Source organism: Aeromonas sp. R4-3 (assembly GCF_040908275.1).
Taxonomy (GTDB): Bacteria; Pseudomonadota; Gammaproteobacteria; order Enterobacterales; family Aeromonadaceae; genus Aeromonas; species Aeromonas rivipollensis.
The window spans coordinates 227,930-248,258 of the sequence record NZ_JBFODK010000055.1 but is presented as its reverse complement, the minus strand read 5'-3'; the positions used below and the strand labels follow the sequence as shown (position 1 = coordinate 248,258).

17 protein-coding genes and 1 riboswitch are annotated in these 20,329 nt (G+C 61.3%); of the genes, 8 read left to right on the top strand and 9 right to left on the bottom strand.

Annotated features, from left to right (window positions below):
- Positions 1-233 precede the first annotated feature (233 nt).
- A complete protein-coding gene (locus tag AB5Y91_RS17630) occupies positions 234-707 on the top strand; it encodes a peroxiredoxin (RefSeq protein WP_368170400.1) in 474 nt (157 codons plus the stop codon).
- Positions 708-829: 122 nt separating this feature from the next.
- Positions 830-1,795, top strand: coding sequence for a calcium/sodium antiporter (locus AB5Y91_RS17625; protein WP_111909978.1), 966 nt, complete (start codon positions 830-832; stop codon positions 1,793-1,795).
- A 75-nt stretch (positions 1,796-1,870) separates the two neighbouring features.
- On the opposite strand, the gene AB5Y91_RS17620 is transcribed toward AB5Y91_RS17625, so the two are convergent.
- Entirely contained in the window at positions 1,871-3,019 is a 1,149-nt protein-coding gene (locus AB5Y91_RS17620; protein WP_163153472.1) for a type III PLP-dependent enzyme, read from the bottom strand.
- Between the two features lie 507 nt (positions 3,020-3,526).
- Positions 3,527-3,642, top strand: a riboswitch (glycine riboswitch).
- Between the two features lie 249 nt (positions 3,643-3,891).
- Between AB5Y91_RS17620 and AB5Y91_RS17615 the strand changes: the two genes are divergently transcribed.
- Positions 3,892-5,268 carry an alanine/glycine:cation symporter family protein gene (locus AB5Y91_RS17615; RefSeq protein WP_368170399.1) on the top strand — a complete coding sequence of 459 codons (1,377 nt, stop codon included), beginning with the start codon at positions 3,892-3,894 and terminating at the stop codon, positions 5,266-5,268.
- Between the two features lie 119 nt (positions 5,269-5,387).
- On the opposite strand, the gene AB5Y91_RS17610 is transcribed toward AB5Y91_RS17615, so the two are convergent.
- Positions 5,388-6,104 carry a protein ligase gene (locus AB5Y91_RS17610; RefSeq protein WP_368170398.1) on the bottom strand — a complete coding sequence of 239 codons (717 nt, stop codon included), beginning with the start codon at positions 6,102-6,104 and terminating at the stop codon, positions 5,388-5,390.
- A 100-nt stretch (positions 6,105-6,204) separates the two neighbouring features.
- Entirely contained in the window at positions 6,205-7,602 is a 1,398-nt protein-coding gene (locus AB5Y91_RS17605) for a nucleobase:cation symporter-2 family protein (RefSeq protein WP_368170397.1), read from the bottom strand.
- 243 nt (positions 7,603-7,845) lie between these two features.
- Between AB5Y91_RS17605 and AB5Y91_RS17600 the strand changes: the two genes are divergently transcribed.
- A complete protein-coding gene (locus AB5Y91_RS17600) occupies positions 7,846-8,985 on the top strand; it encodes a diguanylate cyclase (protein ID WP_111909983.1) in 1,140 nt (379 codons plus the stop codon).
- A 27-nt stretch (positions 8,986-9,012) separates the two neighbouring features.
- Here the strand turns inward: AB5Y91_RS17600 and AB5Y91_RS17595 are convergent, their stop codons facing one another.
- Both AB5Y91_RS17595 and AB5Y91_RS17590 read right to left on the bottom strand, forming a co-directional pair.
- Complete coding sequence (locus AB5Y91_RS17595) at positions 9,013-9,261, bottom strand: DUF2498 family protein (RefSeq protein WP_025327828.1); 249 nt, start codon at positions 9,259-9,261, stop codon at positions 9,013-9,015.
- A 133-nt stretch (positions 9,262-9,394) separates the two neighbouring features.
- Positions 9,395-10,774 carry an MATE family efflux transporter gene (locus AB5Y91_RS17590; RefSeq protein ID WP_163147743.1) on the bottom strand — a complete coding sequence of 460 codons (1,380 nt, stop codon included), beginning with the start codon at positions 10,772-10,774 and terminating at the stop codon, positions 9,395-9,397.
- Between the two features lie 120 nt (positions 10,775-10,894).
- Between AB5Y91_RS17590 and AB5Y91_RS17585 the strand changes: the two genes are divergently transcribed.
- Positions 10,895-11,752 carry a helix-turn-helix transcriptional regulator gene (locus AB5Y91_RS17585; RefSeq protein WP_368170396.1) on the top strand — a complete coding sequence of 286 codons (858 nt, stop codon included), beginning with the start codon at positions 10,895-10,897 and terminating at the stop codon, positions 11,750-11,752.
- A gap of 55 nt (positions 11,753-11,807) precedes the next feature.
- Positions 11,808-13,502 carry an NAD-dependent malic enzyme gene (locus tag AB5Y91_RS17580; RefSeq protein WP_368170395.1) on the top strand — a complete coding sequence of 565 codons (1,695 nt, stop codon included), beginning with the start codon at positions 11,808-11,810 and terminating at the stop codon, positions 13,500-13,502.
- Positions 13,503-13,576: 74 nt separating this feature from the next.
- On the opposite strand, the gene AB5Y91_RS17575 is transcribed toward AB5Y91_RS17580, so the two are convergent.
- The 4 genes from AB5Y91_RS17575 to AB5Y91_RS17560 form a co-directional block, all read right to left on the bottom strand.
- Positions 13,577-14,650 (bottom strand): OmpA family protein, encoded by a 1,074-nt coding sequence (locus tag AB5Y91_RS17575; protein ID WP_368170394.1) that lies wholly within the window; start codon positions 14,648-14,650, stop codon positions 13,577-13,579.
- A 229-nt stretch (positions 14,651-14,879) separates the two neighbouring features.
- On the bottom strand, positions 14,880-15,881 hold the full coding sequence (ompA, locus tag AB5Y91_RS17570) for a porin OmpA (RefSeq protein WP_368170434.1): 1,002 nt from the start codon (positions 15,879-15,881) through the stop codon (positions 14,880-14,882).
- 416 nt (positions 15,882-16,297) lie between these two features.
- Entirely contained in the window at positions 16,298-17,320 is a 1,023-nt protein-coding gene (locus AB5Y91_RS17565; RefSeq protein ID WP_368170393.1) for an OmpA family protein, read from the bottom strand.
- A gap of 308 nt (positions 17,321-17,628) precedes the next feature.
- On the bottom strand, positions 17,629-18,222 hold the full coding sequence (locus AB5Y91_RS17560) for a hypothetical protein (RefSeq protein ID WP_368170392.1): 594 nt from the start codon (positions 18,220-18,222) through the stop codon (positions 17,629-17,631).
- 258 nt (positions 18,223-18,480) lie between these two features.
- Here AB5Y91_RS17560 and AB5Y91_RS17555 point away from each other — a divergent pair, with 258 nt between their 5' ends.
- Together AB5Y91_RS17555 and AB5Y91_RS17550 are read left to right on the top strand one after the other, a co-directional pair.
- The gene (locus AB5Y91_RS17555; RefSeq protein ID WP_005298604.1) at positions 18,481-18,747 is read left to right on the top strand and encodes a DNA-binding transcriptional regulator; all 267 of its coding nucleotides are present in this window, start codon (positions 18,481-18,483) and stop codon (positions 18,745-18,747) included.
- 195 nt (positions 18,748-18,942) lie between these two features.
- The gene (locus AB5Y91_RS17550; RefSeq protein ID WP_368170391.1) at positions 18,943-20,304 is read left to right on the top strand and encodes a sodium-dependent transporter; all 1,362 of its coding nucleotides are present in this window, start codon (positions 18,943-18,945) and stop codon (positions 20,302-20,304) included.
- Positions 20,305-20,329: the final 25 nt, after the last annotated feature.

The following is a 20,329-nucleotide window of genomic DNA, read 5'->3' as shown; positions in this document are numbered from 1 at the left end:
GAGTTCCCCCTGGGTTTCCTGCTCGCCATCGCCACCTGGCAGGCGCGGCGCTTGCAGTAAAGGCGAGGTGCGGGCCGCCGAATGCAGGTTGAACTCCCTGTTCGTTATGGCCACCTGGCAGGCACGGCGCTCGCAATAAGGGCGAGGTGCGGGCGGCGACAGGAGAGCCGGTGTCGTCTCTTTCCGGGTTGGAGTAGACTGGGCCTCTTTCAGTCACTTAAGGACGAGACAACATGATCACGGTCGGACAATCCCTGCCTGCGGGGGAATTTACCTTTATCACCGCCGAGGGCAAGCAGGTACAAGACAGCCAGGCCCTGTTTGCGGGCAATAAGGTGGTGTTGTTCGCGGTGCCGGGGGCCTTCACCCCCACCTGCTCCAACGCCCATCTGCCGGGCTATGTGGTGCTGGCGGATCAGTTCAAGGCCAAGGGCGTCGATGCCCTCTATTGTCTCTCGGTCAACGATGCCTTCGTGATGAAGGCGTGGCAGGCTGCCCAGAATGCCGACGCCATCACCATGCTGGCGGATGGCGGCGGCAGCTGGACCCGGGCACTGGGCCTTGCCAAGGAGACAGGCGCCTTCGGCGGTCTGCGTGCCCAGCGCTTTGCCCTGATCGCCAATGACGGCGTGGTCGAGCAGCTGTTCGTGGAGGCTCCCGGCAAGTTCGAGGTGTCTGATGCGCAGAGTCTGCTGGCCGCCTTGTGAATTGTTAATCATCGTTTGATTTCAGCTTGAAATAGCAAGGCGGCTCGCTACACTGAGCCACCTTTGGATGGAGCCAGGCTGACCCCTGGCTCTCGTGTTTGCAGCCGATGAGATGGAAGAATATGACCCTGGCATTTGTTGCCCTGATTGCCGGACTGGCGTTGCTGGTCTGGAGTGCGGATAAATTTGTGGACGGCGCCGCCGCCACCGCCCGTTATGCCGGCATGCCGCCGCTCTTGATCGGCATGGTGATCATCGGTTTTGGTACCTCGGCCCCCGAGATGGTGGTCTCGGCCCTGGCATCCATGCAGGGTAACCCGGGCCTGGCCCTGGGCAATGCTTATGGTTCCAACATCACCAACATCGCCCTCATTCTCGGTCTGACAGCCCTCATCAGCCCCATTGCCGTCTCTTCCCAGGTGGTGCGCAAGGAGATCCCCATACTGCTCGGCATCACCCTGCTGACCGGTGCCTTGCTCATCGATGGTCACCTGGGGCGTGGCGATGCGCTCATTTTGGGTGGCGTCTTTATCGTACTGCTGGGCTGGTCCATCTGGACCGGGATCAAGGGCAAGGGAGACGCCCTGGACGAAGATGTGAACGTGGAGATCGACAGCGAAGCCATGCCGCTCAAGAAAGCCATCTTCTGGTTGATCGTGGGCCTGGTACTCCTGGTCGGCGCTTCACGCCTGCTGGTGTGGGGCGCGGTGACCATAGCCCAGGCATTCGGCATCAGCGACCTGGTCATCGGTCTGACCATAGTGGCGGTGGGCACCTCGCTGCCTGAGCTCGCCTCCTCCCTGATGGCCATCAAGAAGAAGGAGCACGATCTGGCCCTCGGCAACGTGCTCGGCTCCAACCTGTTCAACACCCTGGCGGTGGTCGGCATAGCCGCCGGCATAGCGCCCCTGGATGTGGATCCTGCGGTGCTCTCCCGCGATTGGAGCCTGATGATGGGGCTGACCCTGCTGCTGCTGGTGATGTGCCTGGGGCGCAAGGGACAGGGCCGCATCAACAGGGTGGAAGGGGGCATCTTGCTCTGCATCTTCGTCGCCTATACAGGTTGGCTGTTGACCAGCCAGTTCTGATGCAGGCACGACCATGCACACAAGAAGGGGAGCCAATGGCTCCCCTTCTCTATGCTGCTGGCGTGGTCAAAGCGTTCAGGCCACCGCCACCAGTTTCTGCTTCTGGGCGCTGTCCAGAATGAGGATGCTCGCCTTGGGGAAGAAGTTGAAGGTGGAGGCCGACGCCCAGGTGTAGGCCCCCATCACCCGGCCTATGACCAGCTCGCCGATGGCCAGATCCGGCAGCATGATGCCGTCGCGAATGACATCCACGCTGTCGCAGGTGGGGCCGGAGAGCACGGCATTGTGCAGCGGGCCTTGGGCGTAGGGAGTGCTCACCGGGTAGGTGACGTGGTCATAGAGCTGACCGTTGTAGCTGCCGTAGAGGCCGTCATCCAGGTAGTACCAGATCTTGTCGCCGCGGTGGGCCTTGCCCATCACGCTGGACACCGAGGTCATGGCTGGCGCGCTGATGAAGCGGCCCGGTTCGGCAATCTTCTGCACTGTGGCGGGCAGCTTGGCCAGCGCGGCGCGGATCGGCGCACAGAAGCCGTCGATGTCGAACTCGCCGCCATCATAATCCACCGGGAAACCGCCGCCGATGTCCAGCACCCAGGGCTTGAGCCCCAGATCCCAGGCCTGCTCCATGATCTCGCGGCAGGCGTCGATGGCCTGCACGTGGCGACGGGCGTGCGGCACCTGGGAGCCGACGTGGAACGACAGCCCCATCACCTTGATCCCCTTGGCCTGGGCCAGTTGCAGCAGCGGCAGTGCCTGCTCCGGGGTGCAGCCGAACTTCTTGGAGAGATCGACCTTGGTCTCGGGATTCGGGAAGCTGACGCGCAGCAGCAGCTTGACCTCATCCTTGTAGGGCAGGAACTTCTCCAGCTCCAGCGGGTTGTCATAGACGAACACTGTGCAGCCGAATTCCAGCGCATAACGGATGTCGCTGTCGCGCTTGATGGGATGGGTGTGAATGCAGCGTCCCGGGCGAACCCCTTGGCTGCGCACCAGATCCACTTCGCCATTGGTGGCCAGATCGAAACAGGCCCCCTCTTCCTTCAAGACAGAGACCACGGCCTCATGGGGCAGGGGCTTGAGTGCATAATGCAAGCGCACATCGGGCAGGGCGGCGGCCAGGGCCCGATACTGTTTGCGGACGGCTGCCTTGTCGAGCAGCAGCAGGGGGGAGCCAAATTGTTCAACCAGCTGACGGTAATCTTGTGCGACCAGGGTCTCGTTCATTCTCTTTTGATCATCCTTAGGGGGCGTGATATGCCCAAGCCATATGCGATTGAACCGGCGACGGCCGGCTCAGGCGAGTGGTCCGGAGGGACCGACCAGGCACAATGCATAACTCCCTTGCAAAGTGCTTAGTTATGCGCGGGATTATCGACTTATTGAGTTTGTGTGCAAGCATTTTGATTGGATATGTTGGCAAGTATTTCTGGTCGAGACGAAACATCATCTTGATATGGAGAAGTCTGTCCCTGCTTGTGCGCGCCATTGGCAGAGATGTCCTCATAAGCTATTGATAGTTAACGAACATTTAACATGTGTTCCGCTCATGGCCGGGGCAGAAAAAAGCGGCGCTGAGGCCGGCCGAGTGGGAGACAGCTCACATTTTTTGGATTAACATGCCCGCTTCCTAATCCAAACTAGTTCGGATGAAGGTAGCAGGAGAGCGATGGGGGACCATCCACCGAAGAAGTGAATCTTTCAGGTACCGGGCAACCGGTGTGGACTGCTACTGGACGATACTCTGGAGAGACCCGTTAGATCGGGCGCCGAAGGAGCAAGGCACCATGACGACCCGCAAGGGCTGGCTGGCGCCGGAAACTCTCAGGCAAAAGGACAGAGGGGATGGGATGGTTGTACCTGAGCTTGGAACTGTTCACGATCTGTAACGAGAGGTCGTCAGCAAGGTAAAGAGCAGCGCAGGAACCGGAGCGTATAGACATACGTGAGGATTCCGAGCAGCGCATGAGCCTTGATCACGGCCTCGCAGTAAGAGTGTGAACACGTTCTTGGCCCGCATCCGATCGCCTCTGGGGATCGCGACACCTATGGGAAGATCATCCTTCTCCTCCTTAATCGTTGTTTTTTAAGGAGGATGCATGTCATCAATTCAATCGGCGCTCGCCGCCATCGATAGCTTTGTCTGGGGGCCGCCCCTGCTGATCCTGCTGGTCGGGACCGGTATCTATCTCACCCTGCGTCTGGGTCTGCTTCAGGTGGTGCGCTTGCCGCTCGCCCTCAAGCTGGTCTTTGGCCGCGATCAGGGCCAGGGCAAGCAGGGGGATGTCTCCAGCTTCGCCGCCCTCTGCACCGCTCTCTCCGCCACTATTGGTACCGGCAACATTGTCGGGGTTGCCACCGCCATCAAGCTCGGCGGCCCCGGGGCCCTGTTCTGGATGTGGATGGCGGCCCTGTTCGGCATGGCCACCAAGTACGCCGAGTGTCTGCTGGCGGTCAAGTATCGCGAGCAGGATGCCAACGGCCAGATGGCGGGCGGCCCCATGTACTATCTGGAGAAGGGGCTCGGCTCCAAGCCGCTGGCCAAGCTGTTTGCCTTGTTTGGCATAGGCGTGGCCTTCTTCGGCATCGGTACCTTCCCCCAGGTCAACGCCATCTCAGACGCCATGAGCCTCTCCTTCTCGGTGCCCCGTGAGGCGACCGCCGTGGTGCTGACCCTGATAGTGGCCCTGGTGACCCTGGGGGGTATCCAGTCCATCTCCAGCGTGTCGAGCAAGGTGGTGCCCTTCATGGCCATCTTCTACATACTCGCCTGTGCCGGTGTGCTGGTGAACAATGCCAGCGCGCTGCCCGATGCCGTCATGCTGGTGATCGAGAGCGCCTTTACCGGCCATGCGGCCACCGGCGGCTTCGTCGGGGCCGGCATCATGCTGGCGATCCAGTCCGGGGTGGCGCGCGGGGTCTTCTCCAACGAGTCCGGGCTGGGCTCGGCCCCCATAGCCGCGGCGGCGGCCAAGACGGATTCGTGCGTGGAGCAGGGGCTGGTCTCCATGACAGGCACCTTCATCGACACCATCATCATCTGCACCATGACAGGCCTGACCCTGGTGGTGACAGGGGTGTGGAGCGGGGACTTGAGCGGCGCCGCCATGACCAGCCAGGCCTTTGCCCAGGGGCTGGATGCCCACATAGGTCAGTATCTGGTGAGCATAGGGCTGCTGTTCTTCGCCTTTACCACCATCCTCGGCTGGAACTACTACGGCGAGCGCTGCACCGAGTATCTGTTCGGGGTCAAGGCGATCAAGCCCTACCGCCTCATCTATCTGGTGCTGGTAGCGAGCGGTGCCTTCCTCCATCTGGACATGATTTGGCTCCTGGCAGATATCGTCAACGGCCTGATGGTGGTGCCCAACCTCATCGGCCTCATCGGCCTGCGCCACGTGGTGATCGCCGAGACCCGGGCCTACTTCAGCCGGGATCTGGATAGTGAAGCCGAGCCGGAGCCGCAGACGGCCTGAACTCCTCAGCTCGTTTCACGTTCGCCTTGAAAAGAACAAGCCACGACTCGGGTCGTGGCTTTTTTGTGCGCGGCGTTATTTCCATGGACGGGCGTTTTCCCTCTCCCTCCGGGAGAGGGTCAGGGTGAGGGAGATGGCCCCTCGCTCAGCAGGCTATCCAGACGTGCTCGCACCTTGTCCACCAAGGCCTGGTCACCACCGAGCCAGCCAATGCAGCTTGCCAGCGTGGTGGAGGTTCCTGCCATGAAACGCAGCTCCCCGCCCGCCAGCTCGTAGAAGCGGCTCGCCATCCGGGTGCCCTCGTCCACATCACCCGCCACCAGCAGCATGGCTTGCGCCAGCACGGCGCCGCCATGATCCTGGCCCGGCGCCAGCCAGCGCTGGGCTGTGCCGGTGATCTTGCGACCCCCGATCACCAGATTGTACTGGCCGTCGCAAAAGGATCCGGGCACGAAGTCATAGCTCCCCTCTAGGCCATGCTCCTCCAGCAGGGCCAGCAGCGGCGCCCCCAGCAGTCGGTAGTAGTGAGCCAGATCCGTGGTGGTGCGGGGCAGCAGCAGGGAGAGATTGAGGACGCCGGCCCCGTGGGGCACTGCGGTGCCGCCGCTGTCGCGCACATGGACGGGCCAGCCTTCGCTGGCGAGCTGCTCGCAGGCCACCTGATAGCGGGGCAGACGCATGTCCTTGCGGGTGACAATCAGGCATTGGGGCGCCTGCCAGAGGTGGGCGCGGGGCAGGCCGTCATGGGCACAGTCCCGCAGCCAGCGCTGCTCCTCGGCCAGTATCTGATCCGGGGTGTGGCGGGTGGGCAGGGGGGGAAGCAGGGTATAGGGCATCAAGGGCATCCTGAGCAGAGGCTGCCCTGCACAGTACCCGGGGCGGTAAACAAGGTAAAGCCCCGCACGGCGGGGCGCTACCTGTTTGTTGACGAGAGAGTCAGGCCTGTACGCCGCCGCGCTTGGGCAGCAGCAGGTTCATCACTATGGCGGTGATACCGCCGGTGGCGACGCCGTAGGAGAGCACGCTTCTGGCCAGCTCCGGCAGGTGCTGCAGCACCTCGGGCACCTGGGCGACCCCCAGCCCCATGGCCAGCGACACCGCCAGTATCATCAGGGCGCGGCGGTCGAGCTCCTCGCGGGAGATGATGCGCACCCCGGCGGCGGCTATGGTGCCGAACATGACGATGGTGGCACCGCCCAGCACGGGTTCGGGGATCTGCTGCACCAGGCTGGCGACCGCCGGGAAGAGGCCGAGCAGGGCCAGCATGGCTGCGATGAAGAGGCCGACGTGGCGGCTGGCGACCCCGGTCAGCTGGATGACGCCATTGTTCTGGGCGAAGGTGGACATGGGGAAGGTGGAGAAGAGAGCCGCCAGCATGGAGTTGGCGCCATCGGCCAGCACGCCCCCCTTGATCCGCGCCATGTAGACGGGTCCGTCCAGCGGCTCGCCCGAGATGTCCGAGGTGGCTGTCATGTCGCCTATGGCCTCCAGCGCCGTCACCACGAAGATGATGGCGAGCGGCACGAACAGCTGCCAGTCAAAGCCGATGCCGTAGTGAAGCGGAATGGGCACCATCACCAGGGGGCCCTCGAAGGTGGGAGGGCTGACCTTGCCCAGCAGCAGGGCGACGGCGTAGCCCGCCAGCATGGCAATCATGATGGCGGAGAGGCGCAGCCAGGGGTTGCGGCTGCGCTGCAGCAGTACGATGAGGCCGAGCACCAGCATGGAGAGGAAGAGGTTGCTGTGGCTGGCGAAGCTGCCGTCAGAGAGGGCCGCATAACCGCCCCCCATGCTGATGAGGCCCACCTTGATCAGGGTCAGGCCGATGAGCAGCACCACTATGCCGGTCACCAGGGGGGTAATGATGCGCTTGACCAGATGGAGGAAGCGGCTCATCACCACTATGGTGAGGGCTGCCGCCAGCATGGTGCCAAACAGGGTGCCCAGCAGATCCTCGGTGGGCATGGCGGCCTGCTTGAGGGCGAGACCGGAGGCGATGATGGGGCCGAGGAAGTTGAAGCTGGTGCCCTGCACCGAGAGTAGGCCCGAGCCGAGGGGGCCGAAGCGGCGGGTCTGGATGAAGGAGGCGATGCCGGACATGACCAGGGACATGGAGACTATGTAGCGAGTGTCGGCGGCCGGGAGGCCCAGGGCATTGGCGATGATGAGGGGAGGGGTGATGATGGCGACAAACATGGCGAGCATGTGCTGAAGGGCGGCGAACAGGGTCTGGGGCAGGGGGGGGACTTCGTCGATGCCGTAGATGAGTTCGCTGTGGGCTCGCCTGGGGGGGTGGGTCTCTGGGGTCGCACGCACGGCGGCAGCCTGTTCCATAAATACCTCTAAGTGTGGGGAGGGGGAGAAAATTGGGCGCTATTCTAGTGGCTTAGCCTGGGCTGACCAGCGCTAATTGGAGCAATAAAGGGTTTATTTTTCGATGGGTTGAAACGTTTGCGCGCGGCGATTATGATCCGCCGGTTTGTGTGAGGCAGTTCTCGTTATAAATAGGGGACATGCTGATGCATCCAGGGAGGGACGGTGTAGAATGAGCCCTCAGTTGTAAAATGGAGGCTCTGGATGCTGAAGCTGTCGGAGTTCTGGAGTGCCCGTGCCCACTCCGAAGATTTCACCCTGACCCGCATGGGCTTTATGACGGTGCGTCTGCGCCTGCTCACCTGCCTGTTGATGGTGGGGCTGCCCGCCTGGGCGCTGGTGGATTGGCTGACCCTGCCCGCCACCCAGTTTGACGAACTGTTTCAGGTCAGGATCTTCTGCCTGCTGGCCCTCTCTCCCCTGATCCCTCTTTCGTATCTCATCCATTTCAAGCGCGAACGCATGAGGCTGGCACTGGGCTACCTGATGGCGGTGATGATGCTGTTCTCCCTCATCTGTCTGCACAGCTTCGGGACGGATCAGGAGCTGCAGGCGGGCTACATGGCCTTCCCCTATCTGCTCATCAGCCTGTTTGCCATCTTCCCCATACCGCTCTCCCTCAGCCTGCAACTGGCGGGGGGCATTCTGATCACCATGCTGGCGGGCAACTGGCTGCTGGTGGGCCAGCCGCTGCTGAGCGTGCAGACCCTCAACCAGGTCTGGCTGCTGGGGCTCTTCACGGTGGCGAGTGCCTGGGTGCAGTGCGGTCAGCTCAACATGCTGCTGCAGCTCTATCGGGAGTCCACCACGGACGAGCTGACCGGCATGATGAACCGCCGCCTGCTGATGAAACAGCTCGAGAAGGCCAGGGTCACCATGATCCGCAAGCAGGCATCCTTTGCCGTGCTGCTGCTGGATCTGGACAGGTTCAAGCGCATCAATGACAGCTTCGGCCATCTGGCGGGGGACGCCGTGCTCAAAGAGGTGGCGGCGACCCTGGCGGAGCAGCTGGAGCCTGGCATGGTGCTCGGTCGCTACGGTGGCGAGGAGTTTGCCATTCTGCTGCCCAACTGCGCCGATCTGGCCCAGGCGAAACGGGTCGCAGAGCGACTTAGGGTGGCGGTGGAGGCGCGGCTGGTGAAGAGCCCGACGTCGGATGAACTGCTGGAGGTGACTGTGAGCATAGGCCTGACCCTGTCCCTGCGCGGGGAGAGCGTCGAGGAGCTGCTCAACCGGGCGGACGAGTGTCTCTACATGGCCAAGATGGCGGGGCGCAACTGCGTGGTGGGTGAGCTGGCGAAGACGCCGGGCAAGCCCGGGCCCACAAAGACGGATGCCGCCTGAGGGCGGCATCTTGTCTGAAGGGCTATATCAGTTCAGCCGGTACTTGCCTGACAACTGCTGGGCCAGCAGCTTGAACATGTTGAACACCGCCATTGTCTTGCCGGTCGGGGTGCCATCCTCGGCCAGGAAGAACTCCCCCTTGAACACCAGGATCTCCCCCTTCTGCTCCACCGAATCGGCACGCATGCCGTGGATGAAGTCTTCGTGGCTCTTGATGATGCCGTTGGCCATCTCCAGCAGGGCAGTCTCGGTGATCAGCTCTTTTTGTGGTTGCATGTGCGTCTCCTTAAACGACTACTGGCAGGGCGTGGTGTGCCCCGCCGCTGATTGAAGAGGCGGTTAGCATACTGCAAGGGGGGATTTTCTGTCATTGATATGACCCCGCTTTTTGCCCGGCTGCGGGCAGCCGTCACCCCATCACCAGATTCTTGAGCCAGTGACGCTGGCGGATCCTGCGCTGCACCAGCAGCACCTTGCACAGCTCCTCCAGCAGCACCACGGCCACCACCCAGGAGAGGGGCCAGCCCAGCAGGCTGACCGCCGCCCAGGCGAGCGGCAGGCCTATGCACCACATGGCGACCATGTCGATGAAGATGCTGTAGTTCACATCCCCCCCCGAGCGCAGCACCCCGACTATGCCCACCATGTTGAACACCTTGAGCAACATGCCGAGGCACATGATGGCAAGCACCTGGCCCGCTTCTCCCATCAGTTCGCCCGGCAGGTTGCCGACCCACTGCAGCAGGTTGGCCTGCAGCAGCCAGACGGCTATCCCCACCAGCAGGGCGCCTATGGGGGCGAGCAGCAGAAACAGCTGGGAGTGCTGCCAGGCCGCCTCGTACTCCTCGGCCCCGAGCCGGTGGCCGAGCAGGGTGGAGCAGGCCACCGCCAGCCCGAAGAAGAGGGAGATAAGGATGCTCTCCAGGGTGCCAAGCGTGGTCATGATGGCCAGGGAATCCGTGCCGAGGTGGGCATAGAGGAAGCCGTAGAGCAGCATGCCGAAGGCCCAGAGCCCGTCGTGGAACAAGAGCGGCAGGGCGATCAGGGTGAAGCGCACCACCTCCTTGCGTCTGAAGGCGTCCCACCAGTCCTGTTTACGCGGCACCAGCCGGGGCTCCTGGCGCCACACATAGGCAAGCAGCAGCGCCGTCTGCAGCAGTCGTGAAATCGTGGTGCCCCAGGCCGAGCCTGCGACTCCCATGGCCTCGAAGCCGAAGTTGCCGAAAATGAGGGCGTAGTTGAGGATGACGTTGGCGATGATGGCAATGATGCCGATCCGGGTCGGCGCCGCCGCGTTGCCCACGGAGCGCAGGGCCGCCTCCAGGGGCACGACTATGGCGGTGCAGAGGATGGTGGCACCAGTGATCATCAAAAACTCGTCGGCCAGCAGGCGCAGTGCGGGATCCTGGCTGGCAAAGCCGAGCACGCTGCCCGGCGAGAGCACATAGATGAGGGCAAACGGCAGGCTCACCAGCAGGGCACCCACCAGGGCCAGCGCCAGGGAGCGGCGCACCCCGGCCAGCTCGCCCCGGCCATAGTATTGGGCCGCCAACACCGAGACCCCGCCAGAGAGCCCCGCTATCACCAGCAGATTGAAGAAGAAGACCCGGTTACCCAAGCCGACCGCCGCCACAGCCGTGGTGCCAAGCTGGCTCACCATCATGATGTCGATGAGACCGAGCAGGGAGAACATCATGGATTGCAGCGACACCGGCAGGGCCAGTCGCCACAGTCGGGTCATGAACTCACGATCGGTGGTTTGTTTTAAAATCGCTTGCCAATAATTCATTAGTGTTAACCGGGTTTGAGAAAAGCAAGGTTTGTCATGGGTATGATAGGGGCATGTCGGGGCGTTCTCACTGTGAGTGCCTCTCGGTTTTCTTGTGCAAAACTATCCTGTTGAGGTGTTATGCCATTTGCCAGCGAGTGTCTGGAGATAGCACCAGCCTGTGAAGAGCAGATGCTGGGACGTGAAGGGCTGCCCCTGCTCGGCGAGGCGGGGATCTTCCTTAGCGGGCTTTCGAAGATCCGCGATCACTACCTGATCCGCCGCAATCGCCCCGAGTTTCACATCCTGATGGTGAGTCATGACGAAGGGGGAGCGCTGCTCACCGACGAGGGGGAGCAAGCCATTCCGGCCGGGTCGCTGATTTTCCTGCCCGCCGCCGTGCCCGGTGGCTTGCGGCTCACCGGCGAGCACTGGCAGATCAGCTGGATTTTGCTGGACGACGTGCCGCGTTGGCAGCACCTGCACCGGCTTGGCCATCGCATCTGGCAGGGGGAGGAGGGGGATCAGCTCTATCATCTGCTCAGCCTGATGCAGGGGGAGGGGGTGAGATCCCCCTTGCAGCCGCAGTTGCTGAGCCTGCTGCTGGCCTTGCTGGACAGGACCCTGCAAGGGGAGGTGCGCGGCACTCCGGAGCTGCGCTTGCAGGCGCTGTTTCGCCGGGTGGAGGCGCGCCTCGATGAGCCCTGGAGCGTGGTCCTGCTCGCCAGCCAGATGGCTTGCTCTGTGCCCCATCTGCATCGACTCTGCCAGCAGCTGTTTGGCATGGGACCCATGGCGAAGGTGACCGAGCTCAGAATGAACAAGGCGCGTCAGTTGCTGCTCTATACCAATTGGCCCCTCGGTGAGCTGGCCAGCCGGGTCGGTTACAGCGACGGCGCGAACTTTGCGAACCGCTTTCGCCGCCTCACTGGTCAGACCCCCGGCGCCTTTCGTCGCCTGGGTCGCAAACCTGTTGCCACTGATGTGCAAACCCTTTGAAATTGTTGGTCCAAGCCCATAGGATCGACGGGCCACACAGTCAAGGTACAGATCCATGTTTGAAGATAATAATCAGAAACGCCCCCTCTATATTCCCTACGCCGGTCCGGCCCTGCTGGAGACCCCGCTGCTCAACAAGGGCAGCGCCTTCACCAGCGAGGAGCGCAGCAGCTTCAATCTGGAAGGCCTGCTGCCCCAGAACATCGAGACCATCGAAGAGCAGGCCGAACGCGCCTATCGCCAGTTCATGGCGTTTGGCAACGACATGGACAAGCACATCTATCTGCGCAACATCCAGGACACCAACGAGACCCTGTTCTATCGCCTGCTGACCAACCATCTGACCGAGATGCTGCCGGTCATCTACACCCCGACCGTGGGCAAGGCGTGCGAGGAGTTCTCCAACATCTACCGCCGTGCCCGCGGCCTCTTCATCTCCTATCCGGACAAGGACAGGATCGATGACATGCTGCAGAACGCCACCAAGCAGAACGTCAAGGTGATCGTGGTCACCGACGGCGAGCGGATCCTGGGCCTCGGTGACCAGGGCATCGGCGGCATGGGCATCCCCATCGGCAAGCTGTCGCTCTACACCGCCTGCGGCGGCATCTCCCCCGCCTACTGCCTGCCGGTGGTGCTGGACGTGGGCACCAACAACCAGCAACTGCTCAATGACCCCTTCTATATGGGCTGGCGTCATCCGCGCATCTCGGGCGAGGAGTACGACGAGTTCGTCGATGCCTTCATTCAGGCGGTCAAGCGCCGCTGGCCCGAGATCCTGTTGCAGTTCGAAGACTTCGCCCAGGGCAATGCCACGCCGCTGCTCAACCGCTACAAGGACGAGCTGTGCTGCTTCAACGACGACATCCAGGGCACGGCCGCCGTGACCCTCGGCAGCCTGATCGCCGCCTGCAAGGCCTCGGGGGCCAAGCTCTCCGAGAAACGGGTCGCCTTCCTCGGCGCGGGCAGCGCCGGTTGCGGCATCGCCGAGCAGATAGTGGCGCAGATGAAGGCCGAAGGGCTGAATGATGCGGAGGCCCGTGGCCGGGTGTTCATGGTGGACCGTTTCGGCCTCATCACCGACAAGATCCCCAACCAGCTCGACTTCCAGCGCAAGCTGTCCCAGCCGCTCGAGCGGATCAAGGAGTGGCCGGTGGGGGACAACATCTCCCTGCTGGAGGTGATGGAGCACGGTCGTCCCGACATCCTGATCGGGGTCTCCGGCCAGCCGGGCCTGTTCACCGAAGAGGTGGTCAAGACCATGCACAAGCATTGCTCCCGCCCCATCATCTTCCCGCTCTCCAACCCCACCTCCCGGGTGGAGGCGACGCCGGCCGATCTCATTCGCTGGACCGACGGCCAGGTGCTGGTGGCCACCGGCAGCCCGTTCGCGCCGGTGGAGTACAAGGGCAAGCGCTACGTCATCGCCCAGTGCAACAACTCCTTCATCTTCCCGGGGATAGGCCTTGGCGTCATCGCCTCCGGCGCCACCCGGGTGACCGACGCCATGCTGATGTCCGCCAGCCGGGCGCTGGCGGAGTGCTCTCCCCTGGTGAAAGGAGAGGAGGGCTCCTTGCTGCCGGATCTGGCGGATATCCATCGGGTGTCCCGCTACATTGCCAAGATGGTGGCCAAGACCGCCATGCTGCAGGGCAAGGCGGTGCAGACCCCGAATGATGTGATAGACCAGGCCATCGAAGCGAACTTCTGGCGCCCGGAATACCGCCGTTATCGTCGCACTTCGTTCTGAGCGAAGAGGCCGCAAAAAGCAGAAGGGATGCGCAAGCATCCCTTTTTTTGTGCACGGCAGAGGCGGATGAGGGGTTATTGTGCCGGTTGTTCGGCAGCGGATTCGGCCACGGGCTCGGTGGCCGCTGGTGCGGCTTCCTGCACGCCGGTCACCCGGATCTCGACCCGGCGATCCGGGGCCAGGCAGTCGATGAGGGCGGCTCTCGCCTTGACGTCATCGCACTGTGTGCCGGTGACCGGATTGCTCTCGCCATTGCCCTGGATGCTCACCTTGTCGGCGGGCAGCCCCTTGCCGATGAGGAAGTTGGCCACGGTGCGTGCACGGGCTTCGGACAGCGCCTGGTTGTTGGCGTCCGAGCCGATGCGGTCGGTATAGCCCATCACCATGGCGTTGCCGTCCTTGGGCTTGACGTCGACGATCTGCTGGTAGAGGTCGTCCAGCGCGGCCATGCCTTCCGGCTTGAGCTCCGCCTTGCCGAAGGCAAACAGCACGTCAGAGCTCAGGTTGAAGGTCTGATCCACCGGCTCGGGCGGCGGCGGGGTCACCACCAGGGGGGCCGCCACCGGCACGGCGGCCACGGTGCGGTTGGGGTGCAGCACCAGCTCTATGGTGGCGGTGCTGATGTCGCTAACCCAGCGCTGGGTACCGCTGCCCACCTTGTCGTTGTCCGAGTCATCCCCCACCCGCACCATGTAGCGATAGCGGGCCTGGATGTCGATCCAGTCGTGCAGCCTGGCGGTCATGCCGAGTCCGGCCAGCGGCGCCAGGTTGTCCTCGCTGCCGTTGATGGACTTGACGCTGTAGAGGTAGCCACCACCCTCGGCAAACACCGAGAAGATGTCGTTCAATGGCAGGCGGCCCAGGATCGACAGGGTCGCCCCCTGGTTGCTGAATTCGTGACCATTGACGTCCCAGTCCCCGCCCGAGAGATAACCCAGTTCGGCCCCCAGGTTTTCGGTGAAGTTGTAGCCGGCGAAGGCGTTGTACGCGGTGTCGTCGTTGCTGACATCCTTGCTGAAGTCATCGAGATCATGGGCCCATGCCCAGCCTGCCCCCGCGCCTATATACCAGTCATGAACAGGTGCCGCCTGTGCCGCTCCCGTCGCCAATACCAGTGCAATCCATACCGGTTTCAGTCTTATGTTCATCGCGTTTCCTCGTCGATGTTGGGTGTTATAGGGCTCCCAGCCCTTTGTTATGTATAACCAACATTATGTATAGGCCATATGAGACGTTTAACCACTTAAGTGGCGACCCTGTATGGAAAATCTGTGAGGAGGATGACAACTATTTGGTCCCCGTGAGAGGGTGTGGAGGGCGGTGCAACGAATAAAAAAAGGGGCCGAGTGGCCCCTTGTTTTGCTGCGGGTTGACCGCTTACTGTTGCACTTCCTGCACGCCGGTGACGCGCACTTCGACGCGGCGATCCGGCGCCAGGCAGGAGATCAGCTGGTTCTTGCCCTTGACGCCGTCACACTGGGTGCCGGTGACCGGGTTGGCTTCACCACGGCCCTCGATGGAGACCTTGCCCGCCGGCAGACCCTTGCCAACCAGGAAGTCGGCCACGGTGCGAGCACGGGCTTCGGACAGCTTCTGGTTGTAGGCGTCAGAACCGATACGGTCGGTGTAACCCACCACCACGGCGCTGCCATCTTTTGGCTGGACGTCGACGATCTGCTGATACAGGGTGTTGAGGGCGGCAGTGCCTTCCGGCTTCAGGGTGGACTTGCCGAAGGCAAACAACACGTCAGAGCTCAGGGAGAAGTTCTTGTCGACCATGACGGGCTCGGGGGCCGGCTCGGGAGCCGGTGCGGCTACAGGTGCCACATAGGCTTTGCGGTTCGGGTGCATCACCAGTTCCAGGGTGGTGACGCTCATGTCGGTCTTCCAGGTCTTCTGATCGTCACCCAGATCCCAGATGTAGCGATAGCGAGCCTGCAGGTCGAGCAGATCGGTGAGCTTGGCGCTCAGGCCCAGACCGGCCAGCGGCGAGGTGCCGTTGTCGCTGTCACCGTTGCCGTTGACGTGGTTGAAGTAGGCACCGCCTTCTGCGAACACGGAGAAGATGTCGTTCATGGGCAGGCGGGCGATACCGGACAGGGTCCCCCCTTGGGTCTTGAAGTCGACGCCGTCGACGCCACCCTTGCCGGCATAGAGATAGCCGAGCTCGGCCGCGTAGTAATCATTGAAGTTGTAACCGCCGAACAGGGAGATCGCGGTGGCGTCCTTGTCGGCATCCAGACCGAAGGAGTCCAGGTCATGGCCATAAGCCCAACCTGCACCCATACCTGTGTACCAGTCATCGGCCGCCTGGGCGGTGGACGTTCCCATGGCTGCAATAGCCAGAGCAATCAGGGTTGGAGCCATTTTCATTTTCATCATTTTATCCTCGTTGAGTTGCCGTGCTACGGGCGTACTGCGCACTCTTTGTTATACCGATCGCAGATGACATTTCATGATGCGATTCCGTGACCTGGTCACGGACGGCTTGAATAAAAAATGGATGGTAACCTGGATTCTCATGAAGCTGTTTCTCCATGGACAACTAACCGGGCAATGGGCACTTTTAATAGTTCATCCAATGTCTTACAAGCGTTGCTACTGTATTCTTTTGAATCGGCTTGATCAAGTTTCTGCACAGATATGCAGCGATGGGGTTGGTGCGACGAGGATGCGGACTGACCAGAGAGGGAGGGGGAGACAAGGTGGTGAGACAAGAGGTGACGTTTGCGGTGACAGACATGCAAAAGGGGATGCCGTGGCATCCCCTTTTCGCGTTATCTGAGCGAATCAGATTACTGCTGAACTTCCTGTACGCCGGATACGCGCACTTCTACGCGACGGTCCGGGGCCAGGCAGGAGATCAGCTGAGCCTTGGCGGTTACGCCGTTGCACTTGGTGCCGGTAACCGGGTTGGCTTCGCCACGACCTTCGATGGCAACCTTGCTGGCAGCCATACCCTTGCTGACCAGGAAGTTGGCAACGGTGCGGGCACGGGCTTCGGACAGCTTCTGGTTGTAAGCGTCGGAACCGATGCGGTCGGTGTAACCAACGACAACGGCGTTACCGTCTTTCGGCTGGAACTCGACGATCTGCTGGTACAGAGCGTTCAGGGCTTCCACGCCTTCGGCCTTCAGGCTGTCTTTGCCAAAGGCAAACAGCACGTCGGAGTTCAGGGCGAAGTTCTTCTCAACGACTTGCGGAGCAGGAGCCGGAGCTTCTTCAACAACCGGAGCCGGAGCCGGTGCTACGTAGGAAGTACGGAACGGGTGGTAAACGGCTTCCAGGGTCGCAACGCTCTGGTTGGACTTGTAGTTCACACCAGCGTCGGTGGTCAGATCAGCCACGTCCCACATGTAGCGGTAGCGAGCTTGCAGATCCAGCGCGTCGTTCACCTTGTAGGTCACGCCTACGCCAGCCAGCGGGGAGACTTTGCTATCGGTGATACCCAGGCCGTGAGTATGGGCCCAGTAGGCGCCTGCTTCACCGAACAGGGAGAAATCGTTGCCCAGCGGCAGACGAGCGATACCGGACAGGGTGGCACCCTGGTTCTCGTAAGCGTTGCTGTTAGAGTTGCCACGGCCAGCGTACTGGTAACCCAGTTCGGCGCCGAAGTTCTCGTTGAAGTTGTAACCGGCGAAGGCGTTGCCAGCGAATGCGTCTTCGGTACCATGCTCAACGCCTTCGACGTTGTTCAGGCCGTTGAAGTGAGCAGCACCCACACCGGCACCGAAGTAGATGTCGTCAGCGGCGTGTGCAGTAGTTGTACCCAAGGCAGCCATAGCGATGGCGATCAGGGAAGGAGCCATTTTCATCATAAAAAAATCCTCGTTGAGATGGCACGTTGTTCACGTGCTTCGCAGTTTTTAATTTATGTAAGCTGCAGGCTCTGCCGAACAACGATCGTTGCGTCGGGCAGGGATCCTGGATCCCTCCAGGAGGCACCCAAGATGAGCGCACAAGTGAACGGGTTGCATTGTCACAATGCGTTCACCCCTCCACGAACAGCCGATGTCATTCCGATGACGTGGCGCACTTTATGCTCATTTCAAAACATGATCAAGCTCACAGATAATCTGTGGGGCAGATTGTGTCGTATGGATAACTGGCTGTTTATCTGGATTTATTAGTGATCCAAGTAGGCGCGATGCAGCTTTCTCTCAAGCTTCATATAGGCCTCAGCCCAAGCGTGCTGCGGGGTGGCGATGGCGGCCCTGGTCGCGAAAACCGCGAGATAGTCGGCCTCAGTTGCTTCGCACAGCAAGGGTGTGAAGCTGAGTAAATAATGGCGGGCGAGATAGGGGTCCAGGGGCCAGATATTGAGGATGGCCCTGGCGACCGGCTGAATCGCGGCTGAACAGATGAAATGTTGATGACCGGCGTCCAGCCACTGGGCCATCTCGCACAGGCCCTGTTCGGGCACCAGTCCACCATCCCCCTTTTCCGTCGACAGTGTCATGCGGTTACCATTGCCAAGCAGCAGGGAGCCATCTTCCAGAAAGACCCCATCGTGGCTGCGCAGGGACAGCGTGGCGGGGTGCTCGAGATAGAGGCTGCACTTGTCCGGGAGGGAAGCCAGCACGGGAGCGGCCTCGCTCTGCATGACGGCGGGTAGCAAGAATGCCTCGGCCCGGGTTTGCTGACCCTGATGGAGCTGGCGGGGGAGGGAATCCGGGTCTGAATCCGGGTGAAGTCGCGAGATGATGCCGGGGAATGCCATGCTGAATACTCTTTAAGGGATAACTGGCGAATTATACGAGTTATGGCCGTGGCAACAATAAAGGTTTCTCTTCGAGACTGTTTACCTGAGGCGACTCTGCGATTACCATCCCCGAGGTTTGTTAGGGTTGTCGTCGAAAGACGCTTATTAAAGATAGAGGCTCGACCATAACGAGTCCGTTCAAAACTGATACACTTGACTACGAGTCGTCGCGAAAAATAAAGGTGGAGTGAATCCGCCGAACGGAGTATGGAACACATGAATTCAAATATCGTAACTGTTGGCAAGAAGATCCGTCAGATCCGCGAAGCGGTTGGCCTGAGCCGTCCCAAGTTTGCCGATCTGCTGGGCGTCCCCCCGACTACCCTGAAGAACTATGAACTGGGTTACCGTGAAGTTGGAGGCGCCTTCCTGGTCGCCCTGGCTCATCACCCGGAACTGCACAAGTTCACCCTCTGGTTGCTGGCCGACAAGAAAGTCGCCGAAATCGGCCAGATCGGTCCGGACGATATTGCCAAGGCTTGATTGCCTGAGCCTTGATAAAAATGCCGCCCGCGAGGCGGCATTTTTTATTTGTCAAAACAGACAGTTATTTAAATAAGTAATGTGTTGTGTGCTTCATGTGGCGATTTCAACCAAATCATCTTGGCAAGCTGGATTAATCCCCGGAAAATTCCGACCCTTTAATTTCAGGCCCCTGATCCACAGAGCGAGACACGCATGAGCAATACCCTTCCCAAAGCCAGAGATGGCTTTACCAGCACCTTCGGCGTGCTTGCCGCGACCCTGGGCTCGGCGGTCGGCCTTGGCAACATCTGGAAGTTTCCCTATCTGACCGGGGAAAACGGGGGCGCCGGTTTTCTGCTGGTCTATGTCATCGCCACCCTGCTGGTGGGGCTGCCGGTGATGATCTCGGAGATCATGCTGGGCCGTCAGGCAAAATCCGATGCGGTGAGCGGGCTCATCAAGCTGGCGCCCAAGGGGCAACCCTGGTGGCTGATCGCGGCCATGGGGGTGACGGCGGCCTTCCTCATCATGTCGTTTTACTCCGAAGTGGCGGCCTGGGTGTTTGCCTACATCTTCAAGGCGGCCAGCGGCGAGATCCTCTCGACCGATCCCGCCGTCACGGGGGCGGCCTTCAATTCGCTCATCACGGATCCCTTGCAGAGCCTGCTGTGGCAGTGGCTGGTGCTGGCCCTGATGGGGGGCATATTGCTGATGGGGGTGTCGAAGGGGATCGAAGCGGTCACCAAGCGGCTGATGCCGGTGCTCTTCATCCTGCTGCTGGTGATCGGGGTGCGCAGTCTGACCCTGCCCGGGGCGAGCGAGGGGCTGAATTTCCTGTTCTCCCTTGATTTTTCCAAGGTCACCGCCGGCGTGGTGCTGACGGCCATGGGGCTGGCCTTCTTCAAGCTCTCCATCGGCATGGGCTGCATGATGACCTATGGCAGCTATTTTCGGGACGATCAGCACATACCGCTCACCACGGTCCGGGTGATGTGCGCCGACCTCTTCGTCTCCATGCTGGCGGGGATCGCCATCTTCCCGGCGGTGTTTGCCTTCGGCTTCGAGCCGACCGCCGGCCCTTCCCTGCTGTTCATCACCATTCCGGCGGTGTTTGCCAGCATACCGTTCGGTCACCTCTTCATGGTGCTCTTCTTCGTGCTCTCCGCCATAGCGGCGACGGGGGCCATGCTCTCCATTCTGGAAGTGCCGGTCTCGGTGCTCTCCGAGCGTTTCCACATGAGCCGAAGAAGGGCGACCCTGATCAACCTGCTGGTGCTGGGGGCGGTCGGATCGACCTGTGCGCTCTCCAACAGCACGTTGGCGGACGTGCAGATAGCGGGCAAGACCTTCTTCGATCTGTTCGACTTCGTCTCTTCCAATGTGTTGATGCCCCTTGGCGGTATCTTCCTTTGCCTGTTCGTGGGCTGGGTCTGGGGCTTCGAGCGGATGAAGACGGCGCTGACCAATGGGGGCGAGCTGGAGCTGGCCATCCTCAAGCCGCTGTTCTTCATCATCCGTTACGTGTCGCCGCCGCTCATCCTGATCGTCATGCTCAAGGGACTGGGGCTGTTCTGACCCCGGGGTCCGGACAAAAAAAGAG